The following is a 20695-nucleotide window of genomic DNA, read 5'->3' as shown; positions in this document are numbered from 1 at the left end:
CGAATCAGCATCTATCGTCGAGAAATGGACAAATTGAATCTGCGCCCGGAAGAAGGCGAGCAAACACCGCGCACCGTCGCCGTGCTCGCGACCGACCCGGCGGGCGATGCCTTCATTCCTTTGCACACGCACCGGCGCGGGCAGCTCATTCATGCCATTGCGGGTGTGATGCTCGTGAGCGCCGTGGCCGGCAGCTGGGTGGTGCCGCCGGGGCGCGGCGTGTGGGTGCCGGCCGGCATGGCGCATCAGATCCGCATGGCCGGCGAGGTGCAGATGCGCACCGTGTTCGTGGAGCCCGGCACGCGCGCGGACCTGGGTGGCGAATGCCGCGTGATCCATGTGGGCGAGCTGCTGCGCGCGTTGATCGTCACCGCCGCGTCGCTGCCGCTGGACTACGCGCCGGGCGGGCGCGACGAGCGGGTGATGGAGTTGATCCTCGACGAGATCGAGCTGGCGCCGGCGTTGTCGCTGCACGTGCCCATGCCGCGCCACGCGCGCCTGGCCGCGCTGTGCGAGCAGCTGGTGCGCGACCCGTCGCTGCCTGCTTCGCTGGACGACTGGGCGCTGCGCCTGCACATGAACACGCGCACGCTGGCGCGGCTGTTCCAGCGCGAGACGGGCATGAACTTCGGCGCCTGGTGCCGGCAGGCGCGGCTGTTGCTGAGCTTGCCCAGGCTGGCCGCGGGCGCGTCGATTCTGGAAGTGGCGCTGGCCCACGGCTACGAGAGCCCGAGCGCCTTCACCGCGATGTTCCGCCGCGCGCTGGGTGTGCCGCCCAGCCAGTACCTGCACCGGCACGATTGAGCACGCGATCTGCGTGAGCGCCCGCAAGGCGCGACAATTCGGCAGCGCGACAAAGGCCGGATGCAGGGGGCGTCGACGCGTCGCAAAGATGAATCAGAGGACGACATGAGAGATCAGGACAAGCAGGCGCTCGAGGCGCTGTTCGCGCACGCGCAGCGGCGCAGGCGGCAGCAGCAATCCGAGGCCGACCGGGCGCGCCAGGAGCTCGCCGAATTTCGCCAGCGGTTCGAGGAGCACGTCGATGCGGTCGTGCTCCCCACCTTCCTGGAGTTCAAGGGCTTTCTCGCGGGCAAGGGCATGGCGAGCTTCATCGAGCGCGAGCATACGCGCGACAGCGGCGACGCGCTCCCGGCGGGCCAGGACATTCAGGGCACCCAGGGCACCCAGGTCGTGCAGGCCAACCCGCGGTGCCGCTTCTGCATCGGCTCGGAAGGCCATGCGTACACCTACGACGGCTACATCCAGGTCGAGGCCGACCTCGGCCGCCGCCAGGCGGTGCTGACCCGCAAGTCCAAGGAAGAAACGCAGCCCGTGGAGGCGGCGCAGGGCGAGGGCGTGTTCGCCTACGTGTCCGCCAGCAAGCTGCACGAAGAACTGCGGGCGCTGCTCACGGCGATTCTCTGACCCGGCGCGAAGGGCCGTGGTGAAAGGGGCGCAATGGGCGCAAGGGGCCGGCGCCAGCCTTTGAAGGCCCGGCGCCCGCGGCTCTTGCGCTACTTGAACCCGAGCGCGCGCGGCATCCAGGTGCTCAGCGCCGGCACGAAGGTCAGTATCAGCAGCACCGCGCCGTGCGCCCACAGGAACGGCACCAGCTCCTTCACCAGCGCCGACATCGGCACCTTCGACACGTTGCAGGTCACGAACAGCAGCCCGCCCACGGGCGGCGTGATCATGCCCAGCGTGAGGTTGAAGATGACGATCATCGCGAAGTGCACCGGGTCCACGCCCAGCTTCATGGCCACCGGTGCGAGGATGGGCGCGAGCACCATCACGCCCGGCAGCGGCTCGATGAAGATGCCGAACAGCAGCAGGAACACGTTGACGATGATCAGGAACATCCACGGCGACAGGTTCATGCTCACCAGCCACTCGGCCATCTGCTGCGGAATGCCCTCGATGGTGAGCACCCACGCGAACGACGCCGACAGGCCGATGATGATCAGCACCGAGGCCGACAGCAGCGCCGAGCGCGAAAGAATGTCGGGCAGCGCCTTCCACTCCAGCGTGCGGTACACGAACTTGCCGCACACCAGCGCATAGAACACAGCCACCACCGACGCCTCGGTCGGTGTGAACCAGCCCGCGCGCATGCCGCCCAGGATGACCACCGGCAGCAATATCGCGGGAATCGCCTTCCACGTGGTAATGAGGATGTCGCGCAGCGGCGGCGTGCGGCCTTCGCCCTTGTAGTTGCGCTTCTTCGACACGTAGAAGTTCACGATGCACATCGCCACCGCAATCAGGATGCCCGGCAGGATGCCGGCCACGAACAGCTGGCCGACCGACACCGTCTCGTCCTGCAGCGCGTAGATGATCATGATGATCGACGGCGGAATGATCGGCCCCACGATGGCCGTCGACGCGGTGAGCGCCGCCGCGTACGAGCGGTCGTAGCCGGCCTTGTCCATCATCTTGATGAGCATCGACCCCGGCCCCGCCGCGTCGGCCAGCGCCGAGCCCGAGATGCCCGAGAAGAAGGTCAGCGAAACCACGTTGGTGTAGCCCAGCCCGCCGCGCCGGTGGCCCACGAACTGGCCCGCGAAGCGCAGCAGCACCTCGGTGAGCGAGCCGCCGCTCATCAGCTCGGCGGCCAGGATGAAGAAGGGCACCGCCATCAGCGGAAAGCTGTCGATGCCGGTGAAGGTTTCCTTCAGCAGCACCATCAGCGGGTAGTTCTCCGCGAGGATCAGCGTGGCGGCGGTCGACAGGCCCAGCGCGAAGGCCACGGGCACGCCGATGGCCAGGAACACGCAGGCGGAAACGATCAGAACAATGCTGGCGTCCATGGTCGGCTCCTTACAGCGACGCCGACGCGTTGGCGTCGAAGTGGTCGTCGGAGGCGAACTCGCGCCGCAGCACGTAGCCGCGCACCACCAGCGCCCAGTGCACGATCAGCAGCACGCCGCCGATGAGCATGGCGCTGTAGATGTAGGCGAACGGAATCTGCGTGACGGCCGTCAGCTGGAACATGGTGCGCTGCATGTACAGCCACCCGTACCACACCATGAAGCCGAAGAAGGCGAACAGCAGCGCGGCGACAAAGGCGCGCACCGCGACGGCGCCCGCGTGCGGCAGGGCGTCCTGCAGGTTCTCCACGGCGATGTGGCCGCCGTAGCGCAGCACCGGCCCGGCGCCCAGGAAGGTGAGCCAGATCATCATGTGGCGCGACACCTCTTCGGCCCATTCGAGCGACTGGCTCGTGGTGTAGCGCAGCACGACGTTGGTGAAGATGATGACCGACATGGCGGCCAGCAAAAGAATCAGCGCCCAGCGGTTGGCGGCGAGAAAGTAGCGCTCGAAGGCTTGCACGGTAAGAGTCTCGGGGTTCGGTCGGGGGAGGCGGGCGAAAAAGCGAAGCGCCCGGCGCACTGAGGCGTGCCGGGCGCGGGGTCAAGCGGTGCGTGTAGCCGTATGGCCGTGATGCCGTGAACTCGGCTTACTTGACGTCCGTGATCTTCTTGATGTTGTCCGCGCCGAACTCCTTCGCGTAGCTCACGTAGGCGGGCTTCAGCGCGTCGCGGAAGGCGGCGCCGTCGACCGTGCGCGTGACCTTCATGCCGTCTTTCTCGAGCTGCGCGATGCCGTTGTTCTCGTCGTCGTTCACCTTCTTGCGCTGGGCGATGGCGGCCTTCTTCGCGGCTTCGGTGAACACCTTCTTGTCGGCGTCCGAGAGCTTGTTCCACACCTTGGGCGACAGCAGCAGCAGCGCCGGCGAGTACACGTGGCCGGTGAGCGAGAGGTGCTTTTGCACCTGCGAGAACTTCGACGCCAGGATCACCGGAATCGGGTTCTCCTGGCCGTCGACCGTGCCTTGCTGCAGCGCGCCGAACAGCTCGGGGAAGGCCATGGGCGTGGGCAGGATGCCGAAGGTGCGGTAGCCGTCCATGTGCACCCTGTTCTCCATGGTGCGCATCTTCAGGCCGGCCGCGTCGGTCGGCTTGACGATGTCGCGCTTGCTGTTCGTCATGTGGCGAAAGCCGTTTTCGGTCCAGGCCAGCGCGATGATCCCCTTGCTCGGGAACTTGGTCAGGATGTCCTGCCCGATCGGGCCGTCCATCACCTTGCGCGCATGGTCGTAGTCGCGGAACAGGAACGGAATGTCCACGATCTTGACCTCGGGCACGAAGTTGCCCACCGGGCCGGTCGAGGTGTTCACCAGGTCCTGCGTGCCCAGCTGGATGGCCTCGATCTGCTCGCGCTCGCCGCCCAGCGCCGAGTTGGCGAAGTGCTGGCACTTGAAGCGGCCTTGCGTGCCCTTTTCGATCTCGTCGCAGAACACCGTGGAGCCCACGCCGTAGTGCGACTCCTTGGAGGTCGCGTAGCCGATCTTCAGGACGGTCGGGGCCTGGGCGAAGGCGGAAGCGCCGAGCGTGGCGCCCAGGGCGAGCGAAAGGCAGGCGGCGGCGGTGTGGCCGAGTTTCATGGTGTCTCCGGGTTTTGGTCAGGTGCGCGTCAGGCGCACCGGACTATGCAACACCCGGAAGCTTTACAGCGTCGGGATTTTCACGGACGTACTCACGAATGACCGCCTCGAAACTCTCGTCGGCCGCCAGCCCCAGCGCCCGCGCCCGCGCGGTTTCGAAGTGGCCGGGCCAGGTTTTCACGATGCGCTGGATGGCCGCGTCGGGCGTGCGGTCGAGCAGTGCCGTGGCCGCCTTGCCGGCCACGCGCTCCAGCGCCGCGGCCATGTCACCGACCGTGGTCGCCAGCGACGGCAGGTTCAGCGCCGTGCGCGGGCCCCATTCGGCGTCGCTCGCCGAGGCCGCGCGCACAAGGCCCTCGACGGTTCGCGCGGGTGACGCAATGGCGACAGGCGTGGCGTCGGGCACCGGGCACGCGGCGGGCAAGCCGGCCAGGGGCTCGCGAATCATCCCGCTGAAAAATCCCGACGCAGCGCCGTTCGGCTTGCCCGGGCGCACGCTCACCGTCATGAGGCGCACGCTGCGCCCGCGCACGAACCCCTTGCGCGTGAAGTCGGCCACCAGCTGTTCGCCGATGAATTTCTGGATGCCGTAGCTGGTCTGCGGCGTGGGCAGCGTGTGGTCTTCGATGACCTGGGGCAGCGGTTGCTCGGGCGAGTCGCCGAACACCGCCAGCGAGCTGGAGAACACCAGCACGGGCCTGGTGCCGAGCGCGCGAACCTTCTCGAGCAAGGCATGCGTGGCCGCGAAGTTGCTGCGCATGCCGAGGTCGAAATCGGCCTCGCATTCGCCGCTGACCGCGGCGGCCAGGTGGAAGATGGCGTGGGCCTCGCGCCAGACGGTGTCGTCCGCAACACCTCCATTAGCGCCATCAGCGCCATCACCGGCGAGCTGTGCGTTCAGGTCGCCGGTGATGGCGTCGACGCGCGGGTCGGCCGCGAGGTCGGCGGGCGGCGGCGCGCGGTCCACCAGCGTGATGCGCCGGATGGTTTGCGCCGGGGCGCCCGCGAGCGAGAGCCGGCCTTGCGCGAGCAGGGTGCGGGCAAGGCGCGCGCCCAGGAAGCCGGCGCCGCCGGTGATGACGATGTGCATGGGTCTTGTCTCCTTTTGTCGCCCAAGAATAGCTTCGGGGCTGGGTTCTGGCGCCATTCGGGGTGCCATCGCCCGCGCCGGAACAAAGACACCGAACACAACAACAGAGCCAAAAACGAAAAAGCCCTCCGAAGAGGGCTTCAAGAAACCAGGGGGACTTACATCCCCACGTAGTTGGGTCCGCCGCCACCTTCAGGCGTTACCCACACGATGTTCTGCGTCGGGTCCTTGATGTCGCAGGTCTTGCAGTGCACGCAGTTCTGCGCGTTGATCTGCAGGCGCTGCTTGCCGTCTTCGGTGCCCACGAATTCGTAGACGCCCGCCGGGCAGTAGCGGCTCTCGGGCCCCGCGAACTTGGCCAGGTTGACGTTGACCGGCACCGTCGGGTCCTTCAACGTCAGGTGGGCCGGCTGCTGCTCTTCGTGGTTGGTGTTGCTGATGAACACGCTGGAGAGCCGGTCGAAGGTGAGCTTGCCGTCCGGCTTCGGGTAGACGATGGGCTTGCACTCCGACGCGGGCTTGAGGTACAGGTGGTCGGCCTTGGTGCGGCGCAGCGTCCAGGGAATATTGCCCTTCAGCAGCCATTGCTCGATGCCGTTCATCAGCGTCGCGATGCCCAGGCCCTTCTTGAACCATGCCTTGAAGTTGCGCGCCTTCTTCAGCTCGGCATGCAGCCAGCTCTTCTCGAAGGCTTCGGGGTAGGCGGTGAGCTCGTCGTGCTGGCGGCCGGCCTGCACCGCGTCGAACGCGGCCTCGGCGCACAGCATGCCCGTCTTGATGGCCGCGTGGCTGCCCTTGATGCGGCTCACGTTCAGGTAGCCGGCCTCGCAGCCCACCAGCGCACCGCCCGGGAACACCGTCTTGGGCAGCGACTGCAGGCCGCCCGCCGTGATGGCGCGCGCGCCGTAGCCGATGCGCTTGGCCGGCTTGATGCCCTTGGCCTCGTCGCCTTCCAGGTACCAGCGGATGTTGGGGTGCAGCTTCCAGCGCTGCATTTCCTCGAAGGGGCTCAGGTACGGGTTGCTGTAGTCCAGCCCCGTGATGAAGCCCATGGTGACCTTGTTGTCCTCCATGTGATAGAGGAACGCGCCGCCGTAGGTGTCGCTCTTCATCGGCCAGCCGGCCGTGTGCAGCACGAAGCCGGGCACATGGCGCTTGGGGTCGATTTCCCACACTTCCTTCACGCCCAGGCCGTAGGTCTGCGGGTCTCTGCCTTCGTCGAGCTTGTACTTCGCGATGAGCTGGCGGCCGAGGTGGCCGCGCGCGCCTTCGGCGAACACCGTGTACTTGCCCAGCAGCTCCATGCCGAGCTGGAAGTTCTCGGTCGGCTCGCCGTCCTTGCCCACGCCCATGTTGCCCGTGGCCACGCCGCGCACCGAACCGTTCTCGTTGTAGAGCACCTCGGCCGCCGGAAAGCCCGGGAAGATTTCCACGCCCAGGTTCTCGGCCTGCTGTGCCAGCCACTTGGTGAACGCACCCAGGCTGATGATGTAGTTGCCGTGGTTCTGGAAGCACGCCGGCAAAAAGGCGTTGGGCGTGCGCAGGCTGCCCTTCTCGCCCAGGAACACCATGGCGTCGTCGGTCACCGGCTGGTTCAGCGGCGCGCCCAGTTCCTTCCAGTCGGGCAACAGCTCGTTGAGCGCGCGCGGGTCCATGATGGCGCCGGACAGGATGTGCGCGCCGGGTTCCGAGCCCTTCTCGAGCACGACCACCGAGATTTCTTTGTCCTGCTGTGCGGCGAGCTGCTTCAGCCTGATCGCGGTCGAGAGGCCGGCCGGGCCACCGCCGACCACGACCACGTCGTATTCCATGGCTTCCCGAGGGCCGAACTGGGCAAGGATTTCGTCGTGCGTCATGTGGGTTGGGTCGATAATGATTTTTCGAGGCGCGGGGTCATGCATCGCGGATTGCGGGGCATTTTATGCGGCGTCCGTGGGCGGCCCCTGTCGTCCATGGGCGCGCCTTCAGCGTCACCTGCGCGACTCCACAGGATTCAAGTTCATGGCCTACAGCATCGATCTTTCCGGCCGCGTGGCCCTCGTCACCGGCGCCTCCAGCGGGCTCGGGGCCCAGTTCGCGAAAACGCTGGCACGCGCCGGTGCCGCCGTGGTGCTGGCCAGCCGCCGCGTCGACAAGCTCAAGGAGCTGCGCGCGCGCATCGAGGGCGAGGGCCACGACGCCCACGTGGTCGAGCTCGACGTGACCGACTTCGGCAGCATCAAGGCGGCCGTGGCGCGCGCCGAGACCGAGGTCGGCCCCATCGACGTGCTGGTCAACAACTCGGGCGTGAGCACCACGCAGCGCCTGGAAGATGTGACGCCCGACGACTACGACTACATCTTCGACACCAACGTCAAGGGCTCGTTCTTCGTCGCGCAAGAGGTGGGCAAGCGCATGCTGGCGCGCGCCAAGGGCAGGGCGCCGGGCACCTACATCGGCGGGCGCATCATCAACATCGCCTCGGCGGCGGCGCTGAAGGTCATGCCGCAGATCGGCACCTACTGCATGAGCAAGGCCGCGGTGGTGCAGATGACCAAGGCCATGGCGCTCGAGTGGGGCCGCTTCGGCATCAACGTGAACGCGCTGTGCCCGGGCTACATCACCACCGAGCTCAACGAGGAGCACTGGGGCACCGAGGGCGGCGCCAAGCTGGTGAGCATGCTGCCGCGCAAGCGCGTGGGCAAGCCCGAAGACCTCGACGGCCTCATCGTGCTGCTGGCCAGCGGCCAGAGCCATTTCGTGAACGGCGCCGTCATCGCGGCCGACGACGGATTCGCGCTCTGAGCCCGAGGGCGTGGATCGGCGTCGCGGCCGGGCTGGCCGCGGGCGCGCTGTGGGGGCTGGTGTTCGTGGTGCCGCGCATGGTCGGCCACTTCGGCATGGTCGACATCACCGCCGCGCGCTTCCTGGTGTTCGGCGCCATCTCGGGCATCGCCGTGTTCGCGCGGCCGGCCGCCGTGCGCTGGCCCACGGGGCGGCAGGCTTTGGCGGCGCTGGGCCTCAGCGTGCTGGGCTTCAGCGGCTACTACCTGTTGCTGGCCTTCGGCATCCAAGCCGCGGGCACCGAGGTGCCCAGCCTCATCATCGGCACCATTCCCGTCTGGATGATGCTGCTGGGCCGCCCCGCGGGCCTGCGGCTGCGCACGCTGCTGCCGGGGCTGCTGCTTACGGGCGCGGGCATCGCGCTGATGATCTGGGGCGCGTGGTCCGCGCAGCACGGCACGGGGCAGGGCGGGGCTCGCTTCGGCTGGGGCATTGCGCTGGCGCTGGCCGCCATGGCCAGCTGGACGGTGTACGGCCTGCTCAACGCCTCCTGGCTGCAGCGCCACGCCGAACTCAACGCGACCGACTGGGCCAACTGGCTCGGCGTGGCGACCGGCCTGGGCGCGTTGCTGCTGTGGCTGGTGGCGGGCAGCGACCTGGCCACGCTGCGCGCCCGGCCCGACGGCATGCTGTTCGTGTGGATCGCGCTGGCCAGCGGCTTCGGCTCGTCGTGGCTGGCCACCATTCTCTGGAACGTCGCGAGCCAGCGGCTGTCGGCCAGCCTGTGCGGGCAACTGATCGTCAGCGAGACGCTGTTCGCGCTCGTCTATTCCTTCGTCTGGGACGGCCGCTGGCCGCAGGCCACCGAGTGGGTGGCGGCGCTGCTGTTCGTGCTGGGCATCCTCGCATCCATCAAGGCGCACCGATGAGAATCGAAATTCCCGAAAAGAAGAAGCTCGTGTACGAAACGTCCATTCCCATCCGCTGGGGCGACATGGACGCCATGGGCCACCTGAACAACGGCACCTACTTTCGCTACCTGGAAACCGCGCGCATCGACTGGATGCGCTCCATCGGCTTCGAGCCCGAGCCCGGCGGCGAGGGCATGGTCATCGTCAACGCCTTCTGCAACTTCTACCGGCAGATCGAGTACCCGGGCAACGTGCTGCTGAAGATGTACGTGAGCGACCCGGGCCGCACCACCTTCGAGACCTGGGGAACCATGGCGCGCGAGGAGTCGCCCGAGGTCATCAGCGCGGCGGGTGGCGCGACCACCATCTGGGTCGACTTTCCGAAGCAGAAGGCGCTGGCGCTGCCCGACTGGCTGCGCACGCTGGTGGGCGAGTAGGGCGGGGGGCGATGCAACGCAAGATCCTCTCGCTCGCGACACTTTCGACACTCGCGGCGCTTGCGGCACTGGCAACCCTTGCCTTGTCAGCGACCTGCAGCCATGCGCAGGGCCGGCCCGGCACGGCCATCGCCGCCCGTGAATGCCCCGCGAACGCGCCCTTCCTGAGCGCAGACGCGCTGAAGAAAGCCGGCTTCGACCTCCGCGCGTTCAAGCGCTACTGCTACACCGACGCGGCCGGCAGCCACGCCCTGCTGCTCGGCGAAAAGCAGGACCTGCCGTTCGCGGAAGAGCTGCTGTCCTCCACGATCAGGGCCTCGCTGTACAAGGTCGAGCCCGACAACACGCTTACGCAGGAGTGGTCGATCCGCGACTTCGCGGGCAAGGACGAGGCGGGCGTCAACTTTCGCTCGAAGCTCATCGAGCTGGCGGACATCGATGGCGACGGCCTGGTCGACCCGGTGCTCGTGTACCGCTTCTTCAACCAGAAGGACGCCGAGCACATCGACGACGACGACTTCGTGGGCCGCATCAAGCTGGTGACCTTTCACAAGGGCAGCAAGGCCACCATCCACGCGGTCACCGGCCACTTCGACGGCGAGCGCAAAACCACGGCCAACAGCACCTACTTCGCGTTGCCGAAGCCGGTGCAGCAGCACCTGGTGAAGAAGATGACGGCGATGGACGCGGCCGGGCAGTTCGGGTTCGACAACTCGTACGGGTACGAGCCGCGGAAGGAGCGCGCGAGGCGCTGAGGGGGCGCCTCTGAGCCTGATCCCGGCCGATCCCGGCCGATCCCAGCCTGAAGCTCAGGCCGGCTGCAACACGATCCGCGCCTCGAACCCATGCGCCGCCCCCACCGGCGGCGACGACAGCACCAGCTTCGCGTCGTGCTTCTCCACGATGGTCCCCACGATCGACAGGCCCAGCCCGTAGCCCGCGCGGTCCGAGCTGTGGCGCACGTGGCGCTGTTGCAGCGTGCGCAGCTGCGCTTCGTTCACGCCCGCGCCGAAGTCGCGCACGGCCAGGGTGCAGGGCGCCATCACCTCCATCACCACGCGACCGCCGCCGCCGTAGCGCAAGGCGTTCTCCACCAGGTTGCGCAGGGCGATGGCCAGCGCGTCGACGTCGCCGCGCGCCATGGGCGCGGCGCTGTCGGGCACCTTGAGCGCCAGGCGTTCGCTGACGAGCGGGTCCTGCCAGAACTCCTGCGCCACGGTGCCCACGAGCTGCACCAGGTCGATGCGCGCGCGTGCCAGCGACGCGCCCGACTCCGCGCGCGACAGCTGCAGCAGCTTTTCGGCGCGGTGGCTCAGCATCTGCAGGGCGTCGAGCGCGGCCTGCACGTCGTTGCGGCGCAGGTCGTGCTCCAGCGCGGTCTGCAGCCGCAGGCGTGCCGCGGCCAGCGGGGTGCGCAGCTCGTGCGCGGCGTTGGCGGCCAGCGCGCGCTCCACGTCGAGCGACTGCGACAGCCGCTCCAGCAGCCGGTTGACGTGGTCGCCCACGGTGCGCAGCTCGCGCGGCAGGCCGGGCAGGGCAATGGGGCTCAGGTCGGCGCCGCTGCGCTTCTCGATCTCGCCGGACATCTGCTGCAGCACGCGCAGCTCGGTGCGCGCCACGTTGCGCAGCACCAGCGCCAGCAGCGGCAGCACGGCGCCCAGCGGAATGATCAGGCCGAACAGCGTGCGGTTCAGCGCACGGCGCCGCTCGTCGAGCGGGTCGGCCACCTGGAAGTACAGGCCCAGCGTGGGATGGCGCACGGTGTAGATGCGCCAGGTCGGGTTGTTGGCGAAGCCGGCGGCCAGCGGCACGTCGAAGGTGTCGGCCGGTGTCTCGGCCGAGCGCAGCAGCACGTGCTCGTGCAGGTCGACGATCTGGTAGATCACCGCGTCTTCGGAGAACAGCTGCTTGGGCGCGACCAGCGGTTCGGTGGGCGCGGCTGGGGCGGAGCCGTTGCTCGAGCCATTGCCTGAACCATTTCCCGTGCCGCTTACATGCTGCAGCTTGTCGAGCTCCTGCACGGCCATGTCGAACATGCGGTGCGACACCTCGACCAGCTCGTTGTCAAAGTTGTGGTTGATCTCTCGGTCGACGTACCACACCACCGCGAACACGCACAGCAGCCACACGCCGCCGACCCACAGGATCAGCGTGCGGGTCAGGCGGCCGGCGAGCGAGTCGCGCCCGCCCGCGGGCAAGCGGATGCTCATTCGTCGTCGTCCGCGGAGGTCGACAGCCGGTAGCCCAGGCCGCGCAGCGTCTGGATGTGGCTGCGCCCGAGCTTGCGCCGCAGGCGGCTGATGAACACCTCCAGCGTGTTGCTGTCGGCCTCGTCGCCGAAGCCGTAGAGCGCGTCGGCCAGGTTCTCGCGTGTGTGGATGCGCTCGGGCCGCGTGGCCATCACGCGCAGCAGCGCCCATTCCTTCTGGGTGAGCGTGATGGGCGCGCCGTCCTTGCGCACCATGTCGTGGGCCAGGTCGATCTCGAGCGTGCCCAGCTTCAGCACCGGCGAGCTGTGGGCGCTGCGCCGGCGCTCCACGGCGCGCAGGCGCGCGAGCAGCTCGGCCGGGTCGTAGGGCTTGGTCAGGTAGTCGTCCGCGCCAGCGTCCAGCCCGCGGATGCGGTCGGTGACCTGGTCGCGCGCGGTAAGCACGATGACGATGGGGCGCTCGGGCAGGGCGCGCACCTGCGGCAGCAGCGACAGGCCGTCGCCGTCGCCCAGGTGCAGGTCGAGCAGCACGGCCGCGTACTGCACCGACAGCAGGGCCCCGCGCGCGTCGGCGAGGCTGGGCGCGACATCGACCACGAAGGCCTTGGCCAGCAGGTAGCTGCAGACGGCATCCGCAAGAGCAATGTCATCTTCGACGAGCAATATGCGCACGCCATGTCCTTTACGCAAAAAAACGAGTCTAGCGCCACGCGATTGCAGTGGCGCCGCCAGCCCATCGGGCACCGACGCCAGTCAGCTTCGGTTCATGTGGCTTCAGGCTGGGTTCATGCCGCGAACGTAGGCTCGCGGCTGTTTTCCCGTCCTGCCTTCGTTCATGACACGTTTCCCGAATTTTCGCCTGGGGGTGCTGACCCTCGTTGCGCTTGCCGCGGTAATGGCATGGGACGCGACCGGCGGAGACCTGTTGCTGGCACGCATGGCGGGCTCGGCCATGGGTTTTCCCTTGCGTTCGAACCCCTTCATGGTGCACGTCATGCATGAAGGCGCGCGCGACCTGAGCTGGGTGCTGGTGATCGGCCTGTTCGCCGCCATCCGCTGGCCCTTCGCCTTCCTGCGCCGCCTGGCCACCGCTGAGCGCGCCCAGCTGGCCGTAACGGTGCTGGCCTCGGTCATCGCCGTCAGCATTCTCAAGAACCTGAGCCAGACCAGCTGCCCCTGGGACCTGCAGGAGTTCGGCGGCGTGGCGCGCTATGTGTCGCACTGGTCGTGGGGCGTCAACGACGGCGGCCCCGGCGGCTGCTTCCCGGCAGGCCATGCCTCGGCGGCCTTCGCCTACGTGGGCGGGTACTTCGTGCTGCGCCGGGTGTCGCCCCGCGTCGCGGCCGTCTGGCTGGGCGTGGCGGTGGTGGCCGGGTTGGTGCTGGGCGTGGCGCAGCAACTGCGCGGCGCGCACTACATGAGCCACACGCTGTGGACGGCCTGGGTCTGCTGGACGGTCGGCTTCGCCATCGAGCTGGCGCTCACGCGCCGCAGCCCGCGCGTTCTCGCGCCGGCGCCGGAACAGGCCGTGCCCGCCCATGCAGGGTCTTGATGTCGCGCTGTTCGGGCTGGTCAACGCGAGCGCCTCGGTGCCGCCGAGGACCTTGCAGTTCGCCGAATTCGCCTCGAACCTGCTGCCTGCGCTGCTGCTGCTCGCCATAGGGGCGTGCGCACTGGCCAGCCGGCGCTGGCGCTACGCCCTGTTCACCGCGCTGGTGAGCCTGCTGGCGGCGTGGCTGCTCGTGAACCTGATTCGCACAGTCGCGCCCATTCCGCGGCCGGCGTTCTACGGCCTGGGCATCCAGTGGGTGCCGCAGGGCGCGCGGCCGGGCTTTCCGAGCATGCATGCGGCCGGCACCTTCGCCGTGGCCTTCTCGCTGTGGAGCCTGCCCTCTCGCATGCCGATGTACGCGGCGCTGGTGGTGGCCGCCGTGGTGGCCTGGAGCCGCGTGTACCTGGGGCTGCATTTCCCCTCCGACATCGCGGCCGCCGTCATGCTGGGCGCGCTGGTGTCGATCCTGGTGGAGCGGGGCTTGAGCCGGCCGGTGGGCCGGGCCGCCACCGGGGCGTCCGTGGCGGCGCGCCGCCGGGCACGGCTGCGCAAGGCCTGAGCCGCGGAGCCTGAATCTCCGGGCCTTGCCTGACCGGACACTGAACCGAGACTGAACGGATCAGTTCAGGCTCCCTTCAGGCGGGCGCCCTACATTCTTTACATGTCTGTTTCGCGAACCGCCTCCACGCCCTTGCAGCGTACAGGTGTCCCTGAGCCCCTGAGCCAGCTCCCGTCGGTCGGCGCCAACCCCTGGACCCGTTTCAACCTGTGGCTGGCGCAACCGCGCTCCGCCGCGTCGGTCGTGCTGTGGCTCGGCCTGTACCTGGTGCTGACCACCAACTGGCCGCTGTGGAACGACCTGGCCCGCATCGGCGGCGCCCCCAGCACCTACCTGCCGACCGTCGCCGTCATGAGCCTGCTCACGCTCTGCGGCACCGTGGCCATGCTGTCGTTCACCGCCTGGTCGCGATGGATGAAGCCGCTGTGGTTCGCCGTGGTGGTGCTCGCGGCCGTGGTGCAGCACTACATGCTCGAGTACCGCGTCGTCATGGACCCGACCATGATCGCCAACGCGATGCAGACCGACCCGAACGAAGCGCGCGACCTGCTCAGCTGGCGCATGGCCTTCAACGTGCTGGTCGTCGCGCTGCCCGCAGGCTGGGCGCTGTGGCGCGTGCGCATCGTGCCGATGCGCTTCCTGTCGAAGCTGTGGCGCAACGTCGCGCTGCTGGTGCTGGCCGTGGTGGTGGCGCTGGCCGCGGCCGTGTCCATGAACCGCGAGCTGGCGCCGCTGATGCGCAACAACGTGCACCTGCGCTACATGATGAACCCGATCGCCACGCTGTACTCCACGGGGTCGCTGTTGATCAAGCCGATGTTCAAGCGCAGCGGCAAGCTCATTCCCATCACCGCCGGCACCGCGCTGGGCGCGAGCTACGCGTCGCAGACCAAGCCGCCGCTGTTCGTGGTGGTGGTGGGCGAGACGGCGCGCGCCGACCACTTCGCGCTGAACGGCTATGCCCGCGACACCACGCCCGAGCTCGCCAAGCGCGGCGTGCTGAGCTACCGCGACGTGCACTCCTGCGGCACCAACACGCTGGCCTCGGTGCCGTGCATGTTCTCGCCGCTGGGCAAGCAGGGCTACGAATCCCGCAAGGACGACTACGAGTCGCTCATGGACGTGCTGCAGGCCTCCGGGCTGGCCGTGTTCTGGCTCGACAACCAGGCCGGTTGCAAGGGCGTGTGCGTGCGCGTGCCCAATGCCTCGGCCTTCGACGGCCTCGACGCCGCCACCAAGAAGGCGCTGTGCGACGGCGACGAGTGCCTGGACGACGTGATGCTGAAGAACCTGGACGAACGCATCGCCGCGCTGCCGGCCGAGCGCCGCGCCAAGGGCATCGTGCTGGTCATGCACCAGATGGGCAGCCACGGCCCGGCCTACTACAAGCGTTCCGCCCCCGACGTGAAGCGCTTCCAGCCCGAGTGCAAGACCAACGCGCTGGCCGAGTGCGGCCACAACGAGTTGATGAACGTGTACGACAACTCCATCGCGCAGACCGACCGCTTCCTGGGCGAGACCATCGACTGGCTCAAGGCCCAGTCGAAAACCTACGACCCGGCGATGCTCTACGTGAGCGACCACGGCGAGTCGCTCGGCGAGTACGGCCTGTTCCTGCACGGCGTGCCCTACAGCTTCGCGCCCGAGGCGCAGAAGCACGTGCCCATGGTCACGTGGTTCAGCGAAGGCATGACCGAGCGGCGCAAGCTGTCGCGTTCGTGCATGGAAGCGGGGCTCGACGCGCCGCTGACGCACGACAACCTGTACCACACGGTGCTGGGCGTGATGGACGTCACCACGCCCACCTACAAGCCGGCGCTCGATGCGTTGGCTTCCTGCCGCGCCAAGGGTTGAGCATCGGGGCTGAGCGTCGCGCGTTTGTTCAGGGTGCGATCAGCGGCGGTGGTTGATCTGACGCGAACCGGCAGCGTGCCGCGCAACGAACTGCGCGGCCCTGCAAGGCTCGTTCACTTCTTCTCGCGCGGCACCCGCCCCATCAGGAAGAACTCGTTGTTCGGCTGCATGCCGCTGAAGCTGGCCAGCCGGTTGCTCAGCCCGAAGAACGCGGTGATGGCCGCGATGTCCCAGATGTCTTCGTCGTCGAAGCCGTGCGCGTGCAGCGGTGGAAAGTCGCTGTCGTCGATCTCGTGCGAGCGGTCGCAGACCTTCATCGCAAAGTCGAGCATCGCGCGCTGTCGCGGCGTGATGTCGGCCTTGCGGTAGTTCACCGCCACCTGGTCGGCCACCAGCGGCTTCTTCTCGTAGATGCGCAGCAGCGCACCGTGCGCCACCACGCAGTACAGGCACTGGTTGGCCGCGCTGGTGGTGGTGACGATCATCTCGCGGTCGCCCTTGGTGAGCGAGCCTTCTTCCTTGAGCATCAGCGCGTCGTGGTACGCGAAGAAGGCGCGCCACTCGGCCGGGCGGCGTGCCAGGCCCAGGAACACGTTGGGCACGAAGCCGGCTTTTTCCTGCACCGCGAGGATGGCGGTGCGAATGTCCTCGGGCAGGTCTTTCAGTTCGGCGAGCGGGTAGCGGGTGGCGGTCATGTCGTCTCCTTCTGTTGTGTGTTCGAAAGCGTTTTACAAGCCGCTTGAAAGCCACTTGAAAGGCGCATTGCGGCTTCCATGATAGGCAGGACACTTTCCTACAAGATGTTGCGCACGGTATCGCGATGATGAAGGTTCGCACAACAACACGCGGCGCAAAGCCGCACATAACGCGATGAAAGACGTGTCGCATTCCGACCGGCGGGGTTTCCTGCGCCGGTCCATCGCCATCGTGCCGGCCGCCACGGCTTTCGGCGCCGGTGGCGTCACCGGGGCCGCGCTGGCCCAGGCCACCACACCCGCTGCCGCTCCTGTGCCGGCCGCCGCATCAAGCGCTCCCCCCACCCCTTACACCCCGGTCTACTTCAACGCCGACGAATGGAAGTTCGTGCAGGCCGCCGTCGCCCGGCTCATTCCCTCCGACGACGCCGGCCCCGGCGCCATCGAGGCGGGCGTGCCCGAGTTCATCGACCGGCAGATGGAAGGCGCCTTCGGCCATGCGGCCACCTGGTACATTCAGGGGCCCTTCGTCGAGGTGTCGCCGCTGTTCGGCTACCAGAAGAAGATGCCGCCGCGCGAGGTGTACCGCGCCGGCATCGCCGCCACCGACGCCTACTGCCTCAAGCAGTTCGCGGACAAGCCTTTCGCGCAGCTCAGCGCGGCGCAGCAAGACGAGGTTCTCAAGGGCCTGGAGGCCGGCAGCGTCAAGCTCGACGGCGTGGGCGCGACGGACTTCTTCGGCTTCCTGCTGCAGAACACCAAAGAGGGCTACTTCAGCGACCCCATCCACGGCGGCAACAAGAACGCCGCGGCCTGGAAGATGATCGGCTTTCCCGGCGCGCGCGCCGACTACGCCGACTGGGTCGACCGCCCGGGCGTCAAGTACAACCTGCCGCCGGTGAGCATCGCCGGCCCGCAGGGCTGAAGGGGCGCACCACCATGGCAAACATCAAGAAACCCGGCGTCGACGCCGTGCTGGTCGGCTTCGGCTGGACCGGCGCCATCATGGGCATGGAGCTCACCGCCGCCGGCCTGAAAGTTCTGGCGCTGGAGCGCGGCGAAAACCGCGACACCCAGCCCGACTTCGCCTACCCGCGCATCACCGACGAGCTGAGCTACGGCATCCGCGGCAAACTCTTCCAGAACCTCTCGCGCGAGACCGTCACCATCCGCCACACGCCGGCCGAGATTGCCGTTCCCTACCGGCAGCTCGCCTCCTTCCTGCCCGGCGACGGCGTGGGCGGCGCGGGCGTGCACTGGAACGGCCACCACTGGCGCCCGCTGCCCAGCGACCTGCGCATTCGCAGCACCTACGAAGAGCGCTACGGCAAGAAGTTCATTCCCGATGGCATGACCATCCAGGACTTCGGCGTGAGCTACGAAGAGCTGGAACCGCACTTCGACCAGTTCGAGAAAATCTGCGGCACCTCGGGCAAGGCCGGCAACATCGGCGGCAAGATCCAGGCGGGCGGCAACCCGTTCGAAGGCGCGCGTGCCAACGAGTTTCCGCTGCCGCCGCTGGCCTCGGTCAACAGCGCCAAACTGTTCGAGAAAGCCGCGCGCGAGCTCGGCTACCACCCGTTCCCGCAGGCCGCGGCCAACGCCTCTCGCGCTTACACCAACCCGCACGGCGCGCAGCTGGGGCCGTGCAACTTCTGCGGCTTCTGCGAGCGCTACGGCTGCTACATGTACTCCAAGGCCTCGCCGCAGACCACGCTGCTGCCGGTGCTGATGAAGCGCCCCAACTTCGAGCTGCGCACCCGCTCGCACGTGCTGCGCGTGAACATGTCGCCCGACGGCAAGCGCGCCACCGGCGTGACCTATGTGGACGCCGAAGGCAACGAGGTCGAGCAGCCCGCCGACCTGGTGGTGCTGTGCGCCTACCAGTTCCACAACGTGCGCCTGCTCATGCTGTCGAACATCGGCAAGCGCTACGACCCCGCCACCGGCGAAGGCGTGGTGGGCCGCAACTACGCCTACCAGCTCAACGGCGGCGCGAGCCTGTTCTTCGACAAGGAACAGCCGATGAACCCCTTCGTGGGCGCGGGCGCCAGCGGCACCGTGATCGACGACTTCGACGGCGACAACTTCGACCACGGGCCGCTGGGCTTCATCGGCGGGGCCACCATCAACAGCATCAACACCGGCGGGCGCCCCATCCAGCAGATGAGCCTGCCGCCCGGCGCGCCCGCATGGGGCGCGGGCTGGAAGAAGGCCGTGAAGGACAACTACCTGTACATGGCCAGCGTGGGCAGCCAGGGCTCGGTGATGGCCTACCGCGACAACTACCTCGACCTGGACCCCACCTACAAGGACGTGCACGGCCAGCCGCTGCTGCGCATGACCTTCGACTGGAAGGCCAACGACCTCGCGATGACGCAGTTCATCGGTACCAAGGTCGAGCAGATCGCCAAGGCCATGGGGCCGAAGCAGATGAAGATGAACTTCCAGAAGCCCGACGCCCACTACGACGTGCGCTTCTACCAGTCGACCCACAACACGGGCGGCGCGCCCATGGGCACCGACCCGAGCACCAGCGCGGTGAACCGCTTCCTGCAGGTGTGGGACGTCCCCAATGTGTTCGTGATGGGCGCGAGCGCCTTCCCGCAGAACTTCGGCTACAACCCGACCGGCATGGTGGGCGCGCTGGCGTACTGGTCGGCCAAGGCCATTCGCGAGCAGTATCTGAAGAACCCGGGAGCGCTGGCATGAGCGCGCGTCGTGTGTACGGCGGCGTTGCCGTGGCCGTGGTGTTGCTGGGCGCGGGGGCATGGGCCGTGGCGCAGAAGAGTGGTGAGCAGAGCGAGGCGCCTGCGGCAGCCGCGTCTGCATCGATGGCCGCACCGGCATCTGCACCCGTTGCCATGGCAGCCGCTGCGCCGGCCCCCGCCGCCTCCGCGGACCCCGTGCTTGAGCACGGCCGCTACCTCGCCCGCGCGGGGGACTGCGTCAGCTGCCACACCGCGCCGGGCAAGCCGGCCTTCGGCGGCGGGCTGCCGATGAAGACGCCGTTCGGCACCATCGTCTCCACCAACATCTCGCCCGACCCGCAGGCCGGCATCGGCGCCTACACCGAGGCCGAGTTCGCCCGCGCGCTGCGCGAAGGCATCGCCCGCGACGGCCACCGCCTGTACCCCGCCATGCCGTACCCCTCGTTCGCCCGCGTGAACGACGAGGACATGCATGCGCTGTTCACCTTCTTTCGCAACGGCGTGCAGCCCGTGGCGCAGAAGCCGCCGGCCACCGACCTGCCATGGCCCTTCAGCATGCGCAGCCTGATGATCGGCTGGAACTGGATCTACCTCGACAAGGGCGTGTACCAGGGCGACGCCGCGCGCAGCGCCGAATGGAACCGCGGCGCCTACCTGGTGCAGGGCCTGGGCCATTGCGGCGACTGCCACACCCCGCGCAGCATGCTCGGCGGCGTGAAGGCCGCCAGCGAGCGCAAGGGCGAGGTGTACTTGTCGGGCGCGGTGATCGACGGCTGGTACGCCCAGCCGCTGCGCCACACCGACCGCCCGACGATGGCGCAGTGGTCGTCCGAAGACATCGTGCAGTACCTGCAGAGCGGCCGCACCAGCCACACGGCCGCCTTCGGCGCCATGGTCGACGTGGTGCAGAACAGCACTCAGCACCTGTCCACGCAAGACCTGCAGGCGGTGGCGGTGTACCTGCAGTCGCTGGGCGCGAAAGACGGGGCACAGGCGTCGTCAACGTCAACGCCTCAAGCCACCCAAGCGTCGTTGCTTGCGGCGGCCCCTCAGCACCCGAGCGCGCTGGCACTGCGCAATGGCACTGTCGAAGGCAACAGCGGCGCCATGGTGTACCTGAACAACTGCAACGCCTGCCACCGCTCCGACGGCACGGGCGCGGACAAGACCTTTCCCGCGCTGGCCGGCAACAGCGTGGTGAACGCGAAAGACCCGACCTCGCTGATTCGCCTGGTGCTCGCGGGCTCCGCCATGCCCAGCACCGCCAAGGCGCCGTCGCCCATCGCCATGCCCGACTTCGGCTGGCGCCTGACCGACGCCGACGTGGCGAGCGTGCTGAGCTTTGCGCGCAGCAGCTGGGGCAACCAGGGCGACGCGGTCACGCCCGCGCAGGTGGCCAAGGTGCGCGACACGCTCAAGCCGGTGGCGAAGAACCCGTAGCGCGTTCTCGGGCAGCCCGCGGCCGCT

20 protein-coding genes are annotated in these 20695 nt (G+C 68.1%); 12 read left to right on the top strand and 8 right to left on the bottom strand.

The window, feature by feature from the left end; translation table 11 throughout:
- Nucleotides 1-24 precede the first annotated feature (24 nt).
- Both QTI51_RS26580 and QTI51_RS26575 read left to right on the top strand, forming a co-directional pair.
- Nucleotides 25-804, top strand: a complete 780-nt coding sequence (locus QTI51_RS26580; RefSeq protein WP_286516713.1) for an AraC family transcriptional regulator — start codon at nt 25-27, stop codon at nt 802-804.
- Between the two features lie 105 nt (nt 805-909).
- Nucleotides 910-1428: a hypothetical protein gene (locus tag QTI51_RS26575; protein ID WP_286516712.1), complete on the top strand. Its 519-nt coding sequence runs from the start codon at nt 910-912 to the stop codon at nt 1426-1428.
- 89 nt (nt 1429-1517) lie between these two features.
- Here QTI51_RS26575 and QTI51_RS26570 read toward each other — a convergent pair whose 3' ends face one another.
- The 5 genes from QTI51_RS26570 to QTI51_RS26550 all read right to left on the bottom strand — a co-directional run bounded on the left by QTI51_RS26570 (nt 1518) and on the right by QTI51_RS26550 (nt 7393).
- A complete protein-coding gene (locus tag QTI51_RS26570) occupies nt 1518-2810 on the bottom strand; it encodes a TRAP transporter large permease (RefSeq protein ID WP_286516711.1) in 1293 nt (430 codons plus the stop codon).
- Between the two features lie 10 nt (nt 2811-2820).
- Complete coding sequence (locus QTI51_RS26565; protein ID WP_286516709.1) at nt 2821-3333, bottom strand: TRAP transporter small permease; 513 nt, start codon at nt 3331-3333, stop codon at nt 2821-2823.
- Nucleotides 3334-3460: 127 nt separating this feature from the next.
- On the bottom strand, nt 3461-4447 hold the full coding sequence (locus tag QTI51_RS26560) for a TRAP transporter substrate-binding protein (RefSeq protein ID WP_286516707.1): 987 nt from the start codon (nt 4445-4447) through the stop codon (nt 3461-3463).
- Nucleotides 4448-4490: 43 nt separating this feature from the next.
- Nucleotides 4491-5537 carry a D-erythronate dehydrogenase gene (gene denD, locus QTI51_RS26555; protein ID WP_286516706.1) on the bottom strand — a complete coding sequence of 349 codons (1047 nt, stop codon included), beginning with the start codon at nt 5535-5537 and terminating at the stop codon, nt 4491-4493.
- Nucleotides 5538-5695: 158 nt separating this feature from the next.
- Nucleotides 5696-7393 carry an electron transfer flavoprotein-ubiquinone oxidoreductase gene (locus QTI51_RS26550; RefSeq protein WP_286516704.1) on the bottom strand — a complete coding sequence of 566 codons (1698 nt, stop codon included), beginning with the start codon at nt 7391-7393 and terminating at the stop codon, nt 5696-5698.
- A 145-nt stretch (nt 7394-7538) separates the two neighbouring features.
- Here QTI51_RS26550 and QTI51_RS26545 point away from each other — a divergent pair, with 145 nt between their 5' ends.
- The 4 genes from QTI51_RS26545 to QTI51_RS26530 all read left to right on the top strand — a co-directional run bounded on the left by QTI51_RS26545 (nt 7539) and on the right by QTI51_RS26530 (nt 10403).
- Nucleotides 7539-8321: an SDR family oxidoreductase gene (locus QTI51_RS26545; RefSeq protein ID WP_286516703.1), complete on the top strand. Its 783-nt coding sequence runs from the start codon at nt 7539-7541 to the stop codon at nt 8319-8321.
- Between the two features lie 77 nt (nt 8322-8398).
- Nucleotides 8399-9229, top strand: a complete 831-nt coding sequence (locus QTI51_RS26540) for a DMT family transporter (RefSeq protein ID WP_503011544.1) — start codon at nt 8399-8401, stop codon at nt 9227-9229.
- The gene (locus QTI51_RS26535) at nt 9226-9648 is read left to right on the top strand and encodes an acyl-CoA thioesterase (protein WP_286516701.1); all 423 of its coding nucleotides are present in this window, start codon (nt 9226-9228) and stop codon (nt 9646-9648) included. The genes QTI51_RS26540 and QTI51_RS26535 overlap by 4 nt, the downstream gene beginning before the upstream one ends.
- A gap of 83 nt (nt 9649-9731) precedes the next feature.
- Nucleotides 9732-10403 carry a M949_RS01915 family surface polysaccharide biosynthesis protein gene (locus tag QTI51_RS26530; RefSeq protein ID WP_286516700.1) on the top strand — a complete coding sequence of 224 codons (672 nt, stop codon included), beginning with the start codon at nt 9732-9734 and terminating at the stop codon, nt 10401-10403.
- Between the two features lie 54 nt (nt 10404-10457).
- Here the strand turns inward: QTI51_RS26530 and QTI51_RS26525 are convergent, their stop codons facing one another.
- On the bottom strand, nt 10458-11858 hold the full coding sequence (locus QTI51_RS26525) for an ATP-binding protein (RefSeq protein ID WP_116912093.1): 1401 nt from the start codon (nt 11856-11858) through the stop codon (nt 10458-10460).
- Entirely contained in the window at nt 11855-12529 is a 675-nt protein-coding gene (locus QTI51_RS26520) for a response regulator transcription factor (RefSeq protein WP_116912092.1), read from the bottom strand. The genes QTI51_RS26525 and QTI51_RS26520 overlap by 4 nt, the downstream gene beginning before the upstream one ends.
- 163 nt (nt 12530-12692) lie before the next feature.
- Between QTI51_RS26520 and QTI51_RS26515 the strand changes: the two genes are divergently transcribed.
- The 3 genes from QTI51_RS26515 (at nt 12693) to QTI51_RS26505 (ending at nt 15822) form a co-directional block, all read left to right on the top strand.
- Nucleotides 12693-13409, top strand: a complete 717-nt coding sequence (locus tag QTI51_RS26515; protein ID WP_116912091.1) for a phosphatase PAP2 family protein — start codon at nt 12693-12695, stop codon at nt 13407-13409.
- Entirely contained in the window at nt 13396-13968 is a 573-nt protein-coding gene (locus QTI51_RS26510; protein WP_116912090.1) for a phosphatase PAP2 family protein, read from the top strand. The genes QTI51_RS26515 and QTI51_RS26510 overlap by 14 nt, the downstream gene beginning before the upstream one ends.
- A 102-nt stretch (nt 13969-14070) precedes the next feature.
- The gene (locus QTI51_RS26505) at nt 14071-15822 is read left to right on the top strand and encodes a phosphoethanolamine transferase (RefSeq protein WP_116912089.1); all 1752 of its coding nucleotides are present in this window, start codon (nt 14071-14073) and stop codon (nt 15820-15822) included.
- Between the two features lie 113 nt (nt 15823-15935).
- Here the strand turns inward: QTI51_RS26505 and QTI51_RS26500 are convergent, their stop codons facing one another.
- Complete coding sequence (locus QTI51_RS26500; RefSeq protein ID WP_116912088.1) at nt 15936-16517, bottom strand: peroxidase-related enzyme; 582 nt, start codon at nt 16515-16517, stop codon at nt 15936-15938.
- A gap of 175 nt (nt 16518-16692) precedes the next feature.
- Between QTI51_RS26500 and QTI51_RS26495 the strand changes: the two genes are divergently transcribed.
- The 3 genes from QTI51_RS26495 to QTI51_RS26485 are packed head-to-tail and all read left to right on the top strand — an operon-like array spanning nt 16693 to nt 20668.
- A complete protein-coding gene (locus QTI51_RS26495; protein ID WP_286516697.1) occupies nt 16693-17442 on the top strand; it encodes a gluconate 2-dehydrogenase subunit 3 family protein in 750 nt (249 codons plus the stop codon).
- A 14-nt stretch (nt 17443-17456) separates the two neighbouring features.
- A complete protein-coding gene (locus tag QTI51_RS26490; RefSeq protein ID WP_286516696.1) occupies nt 17457-19229 on the top strand; it encodes a GMC family oxidoreductase in 1773 nt (590 codons plus the stop codon).
- The gene (locus tag QTI51_RS26485) at nt 19226-20668 is read left to right on the top strand and encodes a c-type cytochrome (protein WP_286516694.1); all 1443 of its coding nucleotides are present in this window, start codon (nt 19226-19228) and stop codon (nt 20666-20668) included. Before QTI51_RS26490 ends, QTI51_RS26485 begins: the two co-directional genes overlap by 4 nt.
- Nucleotides 20669-20695 lie beyond the last annotated feature (27 nt).

The organism is Variovorax sp. J22G73, from assembly GCF_030317035.1.
Classification (GTDB): Bacteria; Pseudomonadota; Gammaproteobacteria; order Burkholderiales; family Burkholderiaceae_C; genus Variovorax.
Note: the sequence above shows the minus strand (reverse complement) of the source record. Positions and strands in the feature narration are given on the sequence as shown.

What these genes read in the sequence shown, in the direction of transcription:
- QTI51_RS26580 (WP_286516713.1), top strand. Translation starts at nt 25, where the DNA reads ATGGACAAATTGAATCTGCGCCCGGAAGAAGGCGAGCAAACACCGCGC.
- QTI51_RS26575 (WP_286516712.1), top strand. Translation starts at nt 910, where the DNA reads ATGAGAGATCAGGACAAGCAGGCGCTCGAGGCGCTGTTCGCGCACGCG.
- QTI51_RS26570 (WP_286516711.1), bottom strand. Translation starts at nt 2,810, where the DNA reads ATGGACGCCAGCATTGTTCTGATCGTTTCCGCCTGCGTGTTCCTGGCC.
- QTI51_RS26560 (WP_286516707.1), bottom strand. Translation starts at nt 4,447, where the DNA reads ATGAAACTCGGCCACACCGCCGCCGCCTGCCTTTCGCTCGCCCTGGGC.
- denD (WP_286516706.1), bottom strand. Translation starts at nt 5,537, where the DNA reads ATGCACATCGTCATCACCGGCGGCGCCGGCTTCCTGGGCGCGCGCCTT.
- QTI51_RS26550 (WP_286516704.1), bottom strand. Translation starts at nt 7,393, where the DNA reads ATGACGCACGACGAAATCCTTGCCCAGTTCGGCCCTCGGGAAGCCATG.
- QTI51_RS26545 (WP_286516703.1), top strand. Translation starts at nt 7,539, where the DNA reads ATGGCCTACAGCATCGATCTTTCCGGCCGCGTGGCCCTCGTCACCGGC.
- QTI51_RS26540 (WP_503011544.1), top strand. Translation starts at nt 8,399, where the DNA reads ATGGTCGGCCACTTCGGCATGGTCGACATCACCGCCGCGCGCTTCCTG.
- QTI51_RS26535 (WP_286516701.1), top strand. Translation starts at nt 9,226, where the DNA reads ATGAGAATCGAAATTCCCGAAAAGAAGAAGCTCGTGTACGAAACGTCC.
- QTI51_RS26525 (WP_116912093.1), bottom strand. Translation starts at nt 11,858, where the DNA reads ATGAGCATCCGCTTGCCCGCGGGCGGGCGCGACTCGCTCGCCGGCCGC.
- QTI51_RS26515 (WP_116912091.1), top strand. Translation starts at nt 12,693, where the DNA reads ATGACACGTTTCCCGAATTTTCGCCTGGGGGTGCTGACCCTCGTTGCG.
- QTI51_RS26510 (WP_116912090.1), top strand. Translation starts at nt 13,396, where the DNA reads ATGCAGGGTCTTGATGTCGCGCTGTTCGGGCTGGTCAACGCGAGCGCC.
- QTI51_RS26505 (WP_116912089.1), top strand. Translation starts at nt 14,071, where the DNA reads ATGTCTGTTTCGCGAACCGCCTCCACGCCCTTGCAGCGTACAGGTGTC.
- QTI51_RS26500 (WP_116912088.1), bottom strand. Translation starts at nt 16,517, where the DNA reads ATGACCGCCACCCGCTACCCGCTCGCCGAACTGAAAGACCTGCCCGAG.
- QTI51_RS26495 (WP_286516697.1), top strand. Translation starts at nt 16,693, where the DNA reads ATGAAAGACGTGTCGCATTCCGACCGGCGGGGTTTCCTGCGCCGGTCC.
- QTI51_RS26490 (WP_286516696.1), top strand. Translation starts at nt 17,457, where the DNA reads ATGGCAAACATCAAGAAACCCGGCGTCGACGCCGTGCTGGTCGGCTTC.
- QTI51_RS26485 (WP_286516694.1), top strand. Translation starts at nt 19,226, where the DNA reads ATGAGCGCGCGTCGTGTGTACGGCGGCGTTGCCGTGGCCGTGGTGTTG.